The sequence below is a fragment of the Flavobacterium erigeronis genome, assembly GCF_054075165.1.
Genome location: NZ_JBSKGP010000001.1, coordinates 764,069 through 776,677, shown reverse-complemented (window position 1 = coordinate 776,677; position 12,609 = coordinate 764,069). Strand labels below are relative to the sequence as shown.

Here is a 12,609-nt window from a genome sequence, read left to right as displayed (position 1 = left end):
TATGAAAAGAATACTTATTACCGGAGCAGCAGGGTTTTTAGGATCACATTTATGTGACAGATTTATCAAAGAAGGTTACTTTGTAATCGGAATGGATAATTTAATTACAGGAGATCTTAAAAATATTGAGCATTTATTCAAATTGGAGAACTTCGAGTTCTACCATCATGATATTACCAAGTTTGTTCATATTCCAGGTGATTTAGATTATATCTTACATTTTGCATCTCCGGCAAGTCCGATAGATTATTTGAAAATTCCGATTCAGACCTTGAAAGTTGGGTCATTAGGAACACATAATTTATTAGGATTGGCACGAGTAAAAAAAGCCAGAATTTTGATCGCTTCTACCTCTGAGGTTTATGGAGATCCGTTAGTTCATCCGCAAACAGAAGAATATTACGGGAATGTAAATACAATTGGTCCTCGCGGAGTTTATGACGAAGCAAAACGTTTTCAGGAATCAATCACGATGGCGTATCATACTTTTCACGGAGTAGAAACGAGAATCGTGCGTATTTTTAATACCTACGGACCAAGAATGCGATTAAACGACGGACGTGTAATTCCCGCCTTTATTGGCCAAGCACTTCGTGGCGAAGATTTAACCATTTTTGGTGACGGAATGCAAACGCGTTCTTTCTGTTACGTAGACGATCAGGTTGAAGGGATTTACAGATTACTGCATTCTGATTATGTATATCCTGTAAATATTGGAAATCCTGACGAAATTACAATCAAAGATTTTGCAGAAGAAATTATAAAACTAACAGGAACAAATCAGAAAGTAGTGTATCATCCGTTGCCAATAAACGACCCGTTGCAACGTCAGCCAGATACGACAAAAGCAAAAGAATTATTAGGTTGGGAAGCAAAAGTAAGTCGTTCTGAAGGAATGAAAATCACTTACGATTATTTCAGATCGTTATCGCCAGAAGAACTTTCAAAAGAAGAACATAAAGATTTTTCTAGTTATATAAAATAATATTTGACACAGCCCGGTTTTACTTCGGGCTGTTTTTTAATAAAGCTCCAAAACAAAAGCATCAGATGAACGAATTAGTTTCTATTATTGTTCCAACATATAATACTGAAAAGTTCATAAGATCTACAATTGATTCTGTTCAAAATCAAACCTATACAAATTGGGAAATGATTTTGGCTGATGATGCTTCAACTGACCAAACAGTTGCTATAATTGAGGAATTTGCCGAAAAAGACAATAGAATAAAACTCTTTAAATTACCTGAAAACCGTGGAAATGGTTTTGCTAGAAATGCAGCTTTAGAAAAAGCTACGGGAAAATATATTGCTTATTTAGACGCCGATGATTTATGGTTTCCCGAAAAATTAGAAAAGCAGATTCAGTTTTTAAAAACCAATAATCTACATTTTACTTTTAGCTTTTACGATTCTATCGATGAAGAAGGAAATGATTTAAACAGAAGAGTAGAATCACCAAATCCGTTAACTTATAAACAGTTGTTCTTTTGTAATTATGTGGGCAATTTGACAGCAATTTACGATGCAGAATATTTTGGTAAAATTATTTTAGAAACTACACAAAAGCGTCAAGATTGGAGAATCTGGCTGACAATTTTGAAACAAATTAAAGTTGCAAAACCAGTTCAAGAACCTTTGGCTTTTTATAGAATTAGAAAAAATTCGGTTTCGTCTTCAAAATTTAAGTTGATAAAACACAATTTTGGAGTTTACAGAGAATTTCACGGATTTAATTTATTGCTTTCTATTTTATTGATGTTGAGGTTTTTGTTTACACAATTGGTTATTAAGCCTAAGTATATAAAATCAAAATAATTATTTTTTATATCCAATTTTTACTCTTTCTTCTTCACTTTCTTTTTTCTCCGTTAATTCATCCAAATAAGAAAAAACCAATTCTATATTTTTATCATGATTTTCTAACTTCTTCTGAATCTGTAGAATATCGACTTTTATTTCGGTCGTATCTAAAAGCATTTGCCTCACTTTCGTGAAAATTCGCACAATTTGAATATTGGTTTGAATGGCTTTGTCACTTTTTAAAACGCTTGATAACATTAAAACACCATGCTCAGTAAATGCAAAAGGTAAATATTTTTGATGCTCTCCACGTCCTTTCTTTAAGGTCGCAATTTGCGACCTTAAAGAAGCGTATTCATTTTCAGTTAATTGAAACATGAAATCTTCGGGAAATCTTAATGAATTCCTTTTAACCTGCTCATTTATCCTTTTAGTTTCGACTTCATAAAGGGAAGCCAAATTAAAATCAAGCATCACTTTTTGACCGCGAATAAAATATATTTTATCAGAAATTGTTTCTTCTGAAAGTAAAGATTGACCGTCCATAAGTTTTTATTAAAAAAAACAAATGTAAGATTTTATTTATATTTAATATAAGATTTAAATTGTTTTAGTTTTCCTCTATTAGTTCTTTCTAAAATCGTTTTTCGGGTAAATGTGAAGTTTAAATTGGGTTCCAAATACAAGAAAATAGCATCTTCGATTTTTTGAATTTGATCTGAAGTCAATTCATATTCAGAAATATATTCAATTTGAAAAGTATCTAACTTAGTTTGTTTGATGATAAATTCTTTTACATTTCCGTCGTCTTCAACAATGCTTTTGGTTATATAATAAAAGGTTAATCCAGGAGATTTTTTTCCGCTTGGTAAAATAGCAACGTCATTGGTTCTTCCTATAAGTTTTTTGAGAATTGGTTTTTGAGGAGTGCTTTTTTCGTCTAAAATTCCGATGTCGCCAATTTCATATCTGATAAACGGATTTGCTTTATTGAATAAAGAAGTGATTACAATTTTGCCTTCCGCTCCATGTGGAACAGGATGATTATTTTCGTCTAGAATCTCAACAAAAAGAGTTTCAGCATTTACTTGCCATTCTTCTTGTGGGTTTTCAAAAGCAATTAAATCAAGTTCAGAAGCGCCATATTCATTAATGATTGGAATCCCGAATTGTTTTTCTAAGAGTTTTTTATCTGATTCAAAAAGCATTTCCGAAGTGACAAAACAAGCTTTTAGAGTTGGACAAATTTCTTTTAAAATGATATTTTTTCGTTCTAAATATTTAGCAAACAAAACGATAGAACTGGTATATCCGTTGAGGTAATCGAATTTTTTGGTTTTGAATTTTTCAAGAAATTTTTCAAGAATTTCATCAGATAAATCAAAAACAGGAAAACGATAACGATGCGTTAGAAAATCCTTGAATCGCTCTTTTCGATATCCAATAAAATCCATAGGAATTCCATAAAAACGTGCTTGGTAAGAATGATTAAAATCAATTCCAAACCAGCCAAAACGCATAATATTTGATGCCCAAGTCAGAGCATGTGAATATTTGTCTTTGGCAAAAACAAAAGGAGTTCCACTTGATCCTGAAGTTTTGTTGAGGTAAACATTTTTTATAGTATAGCGTTTAGAAAGCCTTTTTTCAAGTGGTTTTTGAAGATTTTGTTTGTTTAGAATAGGAAGATCTTCCCATTTTTCTACAATTTTATTGCCAATCAATTCGTTATAAAAAGGATTATTTTTTAAATGAAAATCAACAATTTCTTTCTTTTTATTTTCAAGAAAAACTGCAAATTCTTCTTCAGAAAAATGAACAATTTTATCCAATTCGGCTTTGGCTTTCTTTATCGGAAAACCATTTAAACGAAGTGTAATATCGAAGAGAGGAATCATCTGAGGCTAAATTTTAGTCAAAAATAATATTATCCCTTAACTAACGAAGAAGAATGCATAACTTTTTAAGATTAAATTATTTTTTACGTTCAAAAGCAATTATTTTTGCACCACAACTAAATACAACAACACCATGACAATTTTACTATTGGGATCAGGCGGAAGGGAACATGCATTTGCATGGAAAATGACTCAGAGTCCGCTTTGCGAAAAACTTTTTGTAGTACCTGGAAATGCAGGAACTGCTGCAATCGCTGAAAATGTTGCAATTTCTGCAACCGATTTTGAAGCCGTGAAAGCATTAGTGCTTAAAGAAAATATAAGTTTAGTAGTCGTAGGACCTGAAGATCCATTGGTAAAAGGTATTTACGATTATTTTAAAAATGACGAAAGTTTAAAACATATTCCGGTTATCGGACCGTCAAAATTAGGTGCGCAATTGGAAGGAAGTAAAGAATTTGCTAAAGAATTCTTGATGAAACACAACATTCCAACTGCAGCTTATGATAGTTTTACTGCCGAAACGGTTGAAAAAGGATGCGATTTCTTAGAAACTTTACAGCCTCCATACGTTTTAAAAGCAGACGGATTAGCAGCTGGAAAGGGAGTTTTGATTATTCAAGATCTTGAAGAAGCAAAAACGGAATTAAGAAACATGCTGGTTCACGCCAAATTTGGAACGGCAAGTTCTAAAGTTGTTATCGAAGAATTCTTGGATGGAATCGAATTAAGCTGTTTCGTTTTAACTGACGGTAAAAGTTATAAAATTCTTCCAACAGCAAAAGATTACAAACGAATTGGAGAAGGAGATACAGGATTGAACACAGGTGGAATGGGAGCAGTTTCTCCAGTTCCTTATGTTGATGCAGTTTTAATGGAAAAAATTGAAACACGTATTGTAAAACCAACAATCGAAGGTTTCCAAAAAGACGGAATCGAGTACAAAGGTTTTGTTTTCATTGGTTTAATCAATGTAAAAGGAGAGCCAATTGTTATTGAGTACAACGTAAGAATGGGTGACCCTGAAACCGAAGTTGTGGTTCCGAGATTAAAATCAGATTTAGTTGAATTGTTTTTATCTGTTGCAGATCAGAAATTAGGAGAGTTTAATCTGGAAGTTGATCCAAGAAGTGCTACAACTGTTATGGTTGTTTCTGGCGGATATCCTGAAGATTTTGAAAAAGGAAAAGTAATTTCTGGTTTAGAAAATGTTACAGATTCTATTGTTTTTCACGCAGGAACAAAATTAGATGGCGAAAATGTCGTTACTAATGGAGGACGTGTCATTGCTGTAACTTCATATGGAGATAATTTCCAGGAGGCCATAAAAAAATCTTACCAAAACATAGATAAACTAAGCTTTGATAAGATGTATTTTAGAAAAGATATCGGCTTCGATCTAATTTAAAAATAAAACAGACCAACCCTTTTAATTAAGGGTTTGGTTTTTATTTTAAAAATGAATGAGCTGTTGTATCTTGGTTTTCTGTTCCAGCATCATCAAAAATGCGTAATTGTTTAATCCAATATACGATTGCTACAGAGCAGATGATCATAAAAATCCAGTTGATAGTGTTTGCACCAAACCATGTAATTAATTCCAAACGACGTAAAAAGTCAAGAGGAGCAAACAAAATGTTAACGAATAGGTATTGAATTCCTTCGAAAAAAGCTGTCATAATTTTAAAAATTATATGTTATTTATTGTTGTGTAATGCCTTGAAGATAAAATTCGGCGAACCAAATCTTTTTTCAACTTGTTAGGTTTTTCCTTTTAAACAAGTAGTATCTTTACAATCACAAAAGTATAAAATATCCTTATGATAACAAGTGTTTTTAAAAAATCTACGCCATTAAATTATTCATTGGTTGTAATTTTAATACTGGTTTTCTTTTTTATGTTCCAAATTAAAGACCCTTCTTGGGTTACTTCTTATTTTTTGGCTTTCCAAAAAGTGAGTTTATTATGCTTTATTTTGGCTTCTTTTTTTATGATTAATTTTATTGTAAAAAAGAACGGCCTCAGTAAAGACAATGGTTACGCGATACTTTTCTACTTATTGTTCATTTTATTTTTTCCAACGATATTTAATAACCCAAATATTATATATGCCAATTTTTTCATTTTATTGGCACTTCGACGATTAATTTCGCTTCAATCGTTAAAATCTTCGAAAGAAAAAATATTTGATGCGGCATTTTGGATTTTTGTAGCCTCTTTATTTCAATTTTGGAGTATTCTCTTCCTAATATTGGTTTACATATCTATTGTTTTCCACGTTTCAAGAGATTATAGAAACTGGGTTTTGCCATTTATAGCACTTTTGGCGGTAGCGATTTTATTTTACATGACATCTTTAATTATAAATCTCGATGCCGTAGCTTTCATTCAAGAAAGAGCTGTTGTTGATTTTAGAATTGATTATTTTAAGAATAATTACGAAAACGCAGCACTTTCAATCTACACTGCAGTTGCTTTATTTTTTGTTACTTCGATGTTAATGACTTTATCAAATAGACCGCAAATTGTACATTCTTCGTACAAGAAAATTGTGGCTTGTTTTTTTATAGCGGCTTTTGTGTACATCATTTCGCCAAATAAAAGCAATGATTTATTATTGTTTAGCATTGCCCCATTAACTATTATGGCAACGAGTCATGTAGAATATATGCAGCAAAAACTGAATAACGAAATTGTATATTACACCTTGATTGTGTGTAGTTTATTTACTTTTTTCTCTCAATTATAATTTACTTCCGTAAGCAAGATCGCCAGCGTCGCCAAGTCCAGGAACGATATAATTTTTCTCATTTAGTTTTTCGTCTAAAGAGGCAACCCATAAATGGCAGTTTTCTGGAAGATTTTTTTCTAGATGAGCAATACCTTCAGGAGCAGCAATAACTACAACAATATGAATTTCTGTTGGAGTAGCATTTTCGACTAATTTTTTATGAACTGCCACAATCGATTGACCAGTGGCAAGCATTGGGTCGAGAAGTAAAACTGTTTTGTTGTTTAAATCTGAAATTGCCTGGTATTCAACCCTAATTTCAAATTCATCGTCATTGTTTGGATGAAATCTGCAAGCAGAAACAAAACTGTTTTCTGCATGATCAAAATAATTTAGAAAACCATTATGAAGCGGCAGTCCAGCTCTTAAAATAGGGCACAATACTAAATCGGTATCAATTTGTGTTGTCTTTTTAATTCCTAGAGGAGTCTGAATTTCTACTTCTTTATAAGGTAAAATTTTGCTCAATTCATAAGCCATAATTTCGCCAATGCGCTCAATATTTCTGCGAAAGCGCATACTGTCGTTTTGAACATCTACATTTCGGATCTGTCCTAAAAAATGATTTAACACACTGTTGTTCTCAGATATATAATGGATTTTCATACTATTTTTTTAGAAGATCAATTGTTTTTTATGAATAATTGAAAAATTAACGCTTTTTTTGAAAGTATAAAAGTATAAAAAGTATCTTTGTTTAGTAAAAAAAATAAAGACATGTTTTCAAAATTAGCATATTCTGTTTTCGAACAAAGCATCAAAGATTATCATCAATTTGATAATGTAGATCAGCCAATCAATAATCCTTATCCAAAAGATAAGTTCGAGCATTTGTTATATCTTAAAAACTGGATTGACACCGTTCAATGGCATTTCGAAGATATTATTCGTGATCCGCAGATTGATCCAGTTGCGGCATTAACGTTAAAAAGAAGAATCGACGCATCAAATCAGGAACGTACTGATATGGTGGAATATATTGATAGTTACTTTTTGCAAAAATACAGTAATGTAAAAGTAAAAGACGGAGCAAAAATCAATTCTGAAAGTCCAGCTTGGGCATTTGACAGATTGTCTATTTTAGCTTTAAAAATTTACCACATGCATGAAGAAGCAACTCGCGCAGAGGCTTCTCAGGAGCACAGAGATAAATGTCAGGAAAAATTAAACATTCTTTTAGAACAAAGAACAGATTTATCTACAGCAATTGAAGAATTACTGACAGATATTGAAAACGGAGATAAATTCATGAAAGTGTACAAACAAATGAAAATGTACAACGACGATGAATTGAACCCAGTTTTATATCAAAACAAAAAATAATCTTTTAGATTACTAACTTGTCTATGATTACAATTGAAATATTAAAAAAACTCAAAGAGTCAGAAGACAGAGTTGAATTTAAAAAAGGAGAAGGAGGCAACATATCCTATGATGGAGGTTCTAAACCTAAACCAAGCGATAGACGAAGATGCATTTTAGGATATGTTACTGCTTTATGTAATGAAGGTGGAGGATACCTAGTTATAGGAATGACTGATAATTATCCTCATGAAGTAGTTGGAACTCAACAAAATTTGGGTACTATAGGAGAACTTGAATCTAGAATATATACAGATACGGGAATCCGTCCATCTATATATGAACTTTACGAAGAATCTAAAAGAGTATTAGTAATAGAGATTCCATGTAGACCTGCTGGAAAAGTTTTTAAATTTGAAGATGTTGCTTTAATGAGAGTTGGTGAAGAATTGAAGCCAATGTCAGATGAATTTTATTTAAAAATTATTCAAGAGCAGGAACCTGATTTTTCACAGCAAATATGTGAAGATTTAGAAATTTCAGATTTAGATGAAAAAGCCATCTTATTACTGAAAGAAAAATACTCTATCAAACAAAATAATCCACAATTTAAGTTATTGCCTAATAAACAGATTCTTTCTGACCTAGATCTTTTAAAAAAAGGCAAGCTAACTAATGCGGCATTAATTTTATTGGCAAAAAAAGAAACGTTGCAAGAAAGGCTACCACAAGCCAAAGTAATGTTAGAATATAGAAATTCAGAAAGCCAAATTCCTTTCGATAATAGAATAGAATTTGTAGAACCTTTTTTTATTTTAATAGATGAATTATGGAAAACGATTAATTTAAGAAATGGAAGCTTTCCGATTCAAGATGGGGCATATATTTTTAATATTCCTTATTTTAATGAAGAAGTAATTCGAGAGTCTATTAATAATGCCATTTCACATAGAGACTATCGAAGAACATCTGAGATTGTAATTAAACAATTTCCGCAAAGACTTGATGTTATTAATGCCGGTGGCTTTCCTGCTGGGGTAACTTTAGAGAATTTAATAAAAATACCAAGCACTCCAAGAAATAGACTATTAGCAGATATTTTGCAAAAGACTGGAATTGTTGAACGTTCAGGGCAAGGGGTAGATAAAATATATTATAATACTCTATCAGAAGGCAAAGCAGAACCTGATTATTCAAAATCAGATAATTTTCAAGTAAATCTTAAACTTTCTGCAATAATAGAAGATCGTGCTTTTGCTTTATTTATTGATTCAATTCAAAAAGAACTTCCTGAAAACGAAAAACTTTCTGTTCTTGAAATAGTTACCTTGAATAAAATTAAAAATGGAGTTCACAAAAATGACCTTGAATCAGAACAAATAAATCATCTTTTGCAGAAAAAACTAATTGAGAAAAGAGGTAAAACAAATGCAGTTTTTTATATCCTATCTAAGGATTATTATGATTTTACAGATGAAAAAGCAAAATATTATAATCTTAAAGAAATAGATGACAGCCAAGTTTTTAATGCGATTGTACAGTTTTTGACTAAAGAAGAAAATGCAAAAATGAAAGATTTTGTAGGTCTTTTTGAAGACAAATTATCTAGAAAACAAGTAAGGTTTAGAGTAGATAAATTAGTTTCAAATAAAACACTAGAACAACTAGGGGAAGGGCCTGCGTCAACTTATAAACTAAGTCAAGATTATATTAAAGAAATTGAAGTAATATCTGAAGCATTAAATATAGGTATGAAAGAGATGATGAAGAACAAAACAGAAAGAACATAAAAAACACAAAGAGCAGAAAGAGCAGAAATGGCCAAAGAAAGACCAAAAAAAACGATTAAATTGTTGAAAACCACGTTATTTTGTTAATAAGAGCTATGCAAATACTTGATTTTCACGTTATTTTTATAAATCGAAATGGCCAAAAAGTGGCCAAAAAACAACCACTTTTTTAGAACATTTCACCATTTTTTTAATTTTTAAGACTAAAAATTTGTCCAACAAGATCAAATATATAGCCGTCATGAGACTATCCGCAATGGGAGATGTCGCCATGACGGTTCCTGTTTTACGCGTTTTTGTAAAACAATATCCAAACGTGAAATTGACGGTTATTTCACGTCCTTTTTTCAAACCATTTTTTGACGGAATTCCCAATCTAGAGTTTTTTGCTTTTGACGAAAAAGAAAGACACAAAGGTTTTTCAGGACTTTTGAAGTTATATTCAGATGTAAAAAAACTCAAAATAGATGCTTTTGCAGATCTTCATAATGTGTTGAGATCTAAGATTGTGAGTTTGCTTTTCGCTTTAAGCGGAAAAAAAAGAGCAACGGTTGATAAGGGAAGAGAAGGAAAAAAAGAATTAACTCGAGCTGAAAATAAGATTTTCAAACAACTGCCAACTATGTTTGAAAGACACGCAAAAGTGTTTGAAGGATTGGGTTTTCCGTTAGATTTATCAAATCCGACTTTTCCTGAAAAAGCAATTTTAAGTTCGGAAATTTTAGAAATTATCGGAAACAAAAACCAAAAATTAATCGGAATTGCTCCTTTTGCTCAATACGATTCTAAGGTTTATCCTTTGGATTTGATGAAAGAAGTAATTGCGAAACTGGCTCAAAATTCGTCGTATAAAATTTTGCTTTTTGGCGGAGGAAAGAAAGAAATCGAAATTTTAGATTCGATTGCTCAACCATTTGAAAATGTAATTAATATGGCTGGAAAAATTAAATTTCAGCAGGAATTACAATTAATCAGCAACCTTGATGTGATGCTTTCTATGGATTCTGGAAACGCTCATATTGCAGCAATGCTGGGTGTAAAAGTTGTTACACTTTGGGGCGCTACGCATCCGTTTGCGGGATTTTTACCATTCAATCAAAGCTTAGAAAACGCAATAACTTCAGACCGAAATCAATATCCGAAACTGCCAACTTCAGTTTATGGAAACAAAATTGTGGAAGGTTATGAAGATGCGATGAGAACTATTTTACCAGAAAATGTTGTTTCTAAAATTGAAGAACAATTTTAAATTCCAATAGAAAGAAAAATTTCAGTAAAAAAAAATCCAAATTCCAATTTTGACTTGAATTTATCTTTGTCAAAGTTTTAAACTTTGACAAAGATTTACGCAAAGATTTTCAAATTGGAATTTGGATTTTTTTTATTGGAATTTAACTATCCTATCCAAATTTTTTCCTCACGGCATCGGCTATGAATATATCGCTGTAAGTACGCAATAGTTGATTTATAATCTGGCGCATCGTAACCAAACCGTTCATGTTCCATTTGTTCTTTGTCTAAAGCTTCGCAACCTTTTATAACTTCTTTAATCATGTCAATTAAAGCAAGTTCTTTATTCTCCGTTTTTTGAAATTTTAATTCTACAATTTCGTCTTGAAGTTCTTCGCAATACTCTACAAGCTGCTGTACTTCAGATTCTTCCAGAAGATCTCTATTATTTCTAAATATTTCTCGAATTGATTTCATAACATAAAATAAAATCCCAAATTTTTAAATTCCAAATTCCAAATGGAAAATGAAAACTTTGACAAAGATTATAAATAATCGATAAAAAAAATTCCAAATCTCAATTTTAACATTGGAATTTGGAATTTATATTTTTTTGGAATTTTACAAATTATACATCATCATAATCCACATAAATAGTATCAGATGTTGGATGTGCTTGGCAAGTTAAAATTAAACCTTCTGCGATTTCGCTGTCCGTTAAAATAGAATTTTTAGTCATTTCTGCAGAACCAGTTGTAACACGTCCTAAACAGCTGCTGCAGATTCCGCCTTGACAAGAATACGGAGCGTCAACACCTTGTTTTAGTGCGGCATCTAGAATAGTTTGTTTTTTAGACATTTCGAAAGTAGTCTCTTCGTCATCAACTAAAACCGTAATTTTTGTATGCCCTTCTTGAGAACCCTGAATTGCATGTTCTTCAGAAGAAGAAGTAAAAAGCTCAAATTTAATCGCAGATTCTTTTACATTTTTCTCTTTCAAAACATCAGAAACCGTATTAATCATTTCTTCTGGTCCGCAAAGGAAAAATTTATCAAATTCAAGTTCTTTGTGTTTATTGTTCAAAACAAAATTCACAGTCGATTTTTCAATTCTTCCAAACAATGCGTTTTCAGCTTTCGCTTGGCTGTACACATAATGCACAAAAAGTCTGCCTACGTATTGCAATTGCAAATCGTGAAGTTCTTGTTGAAAGATCGTGTTTTCAGGAGTTTTATTTCCGTAAACCAATACAAATGAACTTTTTGGCTCATTTTTTAAAACCGATTTTACGATAGAAAGAACAGGAGTAATTCCGCTACCTGCAACAAATGCTGCGTAGTTTTTTTGTCTTTCAGCATCTGGCTCAAAAGTAAATTTACCTTCTGGCTGTCCTACTTCAAGAACATCTCCAGCTTTTAATTTAGTATTGGCAAACTGAGAAAAAAGACCGTTTTTTACCGCTTTTACAGCAATTCTTAGTTCGCCGCTGTCTGGTGCAGAACAAATAGAATATGCACGTCTTATTTCTTGATTATCAAGAGTTAGTTTTAAATTTATATATTGTCCAGCTATAAATTTGTAGTCTGGTTTTAGTTCTTCAGGAACATTAAAAAGTATAGAAACAGCCTCTGCAGTTTCGCGTTTAACCTCTTTAATTATAAGTTTTAAGAATGAAGGCATGATAGAATTTTTATGCAAAAGTAGCAAACCACTATTAAAAGTTTGCCACTAAATTATTTTTTTTAACTTTTTTTGTAACGTTTTCCTACATTTGGTCTCTTACTACAAAAATA

13 protein-coding genes are annotated in these 12,609 nt (G+C 31.6%); 7 read left to right on the top strand and 6 right to left on the bottom strand.

Annotated elements, in window-relative coordinates; all coding sequences use genetic code 11:
* Window position 1 precedes the first annotated feature (1 nt).
* On the top strand, window positions 2-985 hold the full coding sequence (locus ACWA1F_RS03305) for a UDP-glucuronic acid decarboxylase family protein (RefSeq protein ID WP_456891568.1): 984 nt from the start codon (window positions 2-4) through the stop codon (window positions 983-985).
* Between the two features lie 65 nt (window positions 986-1,050).
* Complete coding sequence (locus tag ACWA1F_RS03300) at window positions 1,051-1,818, top strand: glycosyltransferase family 2 protein (RefSeq protein WP_456891566.1); 768 nt, start codon at window positions 1,051-1,053, stop codon at window positions 1,816-1,818.
* On the opposite strand, the gene ACWA1F_RS03295 is transcribed toward ACWA1F_RS03300, so the two are convergent.
* Window positions 1,819-2,349, bottom strand: a complete 531-nt coding sequence (locus tag ACWA1F_RS03295) for an ORF6N domain-containing protein (RefSeq protein WP_456891564.1) — start codon at window positions 2,347-2,349, stop codon at window positions 1,819-1,821. It lies immediately after the preceding gene.
* Window positions 2,350-2,381: 32 nt separating this feature from the next.
* On the bottom strand, window positions 2,382-3,701 hold the full coding sequence (locus ACWA1F_RS03290) for a phenylacetate--CoA ligase family protein (protein WP_456891562.1): 1,320 nt from the start codon (window positions 3,699-3,701) through the stop codon (window positions 2,382-2,384).
* 133 nt (window positions 3,702-3,834) lie between these two features.
* On the opposite strand from ACWA1F_RS03290, the gene purD reads away from it, so the two are divergent.
* On the top strand, window positions 3,835-5,109 hold the full coding sequence (gene purD, locus ACWA1F_RS03285) for a phosphoribosylamine--glycine ligase (RefSeq protein WP_456891560.1): 1,275 nt from the start codon (window positions 3,835-3,837) through the stop codon (window positions 5,107-5,109).
* 40 nt (window positions 5,110-5,149) lie between these two features.
* On the opposite strand, the gene ACWA1F_RS03280 is transcribed toward purD, so the two are convergent.
* Window positions 5,150-5,380, bottom strand: a complete 231-nt coding sequence (locus ACWA1F_RS03280; protein ID WP_110308163.1) for a DUF6341 family protein — start codon at window positions 5,378-5,380, stop codon at window positions 5,150-5,152.
* 141 nt (window positions 5,381-5,521) lie between these two features.
* On the opposite strand from ACWA1F_RS03280, the gene ACWA1F_RS03275 reads away from it, so the two are divergent.
* Window positions 5,522-6,451, top strand: a complete 930-nt coding sequence (locus ACWA1F_RS03275) for a DUF6427 family protein (protein ID WP_306154044.1) — start codon at window positions 5,522-5,524, stop codon at window positions 6,449-6,451.
* Here ACWA1F_RS03275 and upp read toward each other — a convergent pair.
* On the bottom strand, window positions 6,446-7,099 hold the full coding sequence (upp, locus tag ACWA1F_RS03270; protein ID WP_456891558.1) for a uracil phosphoribosyltransferase: 654 nt from the start codon (window positions 7,097-7,099) through the stop codon (window positions 6,446-6,448). The two genes, ACWA1F_RS03275 and upp, sit on opposite strands and share 6 nt — an antisense overlap.
* Before the next feature lie 111 nt (window positions 7,100-7,210).
* Here upp and ACWA1F_RS03265 point away from each other — a divergent pair, with 111 nt between their 5' ends.
* The 3 genes from ACWA1F_RS03265 (at window position 7,211) to ACWA1F_RS03255 (ending at window position 10,834) form a co-directional block, all read left to right on the top strand.
* The gene (locus ACWA1F_RS03265; RefSeq protein ID WP_125718547.1) at window positions 7,211-7,816 is read left to right on the top strand and encodes a DUF4254 domain-containing protein; all 606 of its coding nucleotides are present in this window, start codon (window positions 7,211-7,213) and stop codon (window positions 7,814-7,816) included.
* Window positions 7,817-7,839: 23 nt separating this feature from the next.
* A complete protein-coding gene (locus tag ACWA1F_RS03260) occupies window positions 7,840-9,585 on the top strand; it encodes an ATP-binding protein (protein ID WP_456891555.1) in 1,746 nt (581 codons plus the stop codon).
* Between the two features lie 241 nt (window positions 9,586-9,826).
* On the top strand, window positions 9,827-10,834 hold the full coding sequence (locus ACWA1F_RS03255) for a glycosyltransferase family 9 protein (RefSeq protein WP_456891553.1): 1,008 nt from the start codon (window positions 9,827-9,829) through the stop codon (window positions 10,832-10,834).
* A gap of 146 nt (window positions 10,835-10,980) precedes the next feature.
* Here the strand turns inward: ACWA1F_RS03255 and ACWA1F_RS03250 are convergent, their stop codons facing one another.
* Window positions 10,981-11,292, bottom strand: a complete 312-nt coding sequence (locus tag ACWA1F_RS03250; RefSeq protein ID WP_456891551.1) for a hypothetical protein — start codon at window positions 11,290-11,292, stop codon at window positions 10,981-10,983.
* A 151-nt stretch (window positions 11,293-11,443) separates the two neighbouring features.
* Entirely contained in the window at window positions 11,444-12,496 is a 1,053-nt protein-coding gene (locus ACWA1F_RS03245) for a 2Fe-2S iron-sulfur cluster-binding protein (protein ID WP_456891549.1), read from the bottom strand.
* Window positions 12,497-12,609 lie beyond the last annotated feature (113 nt).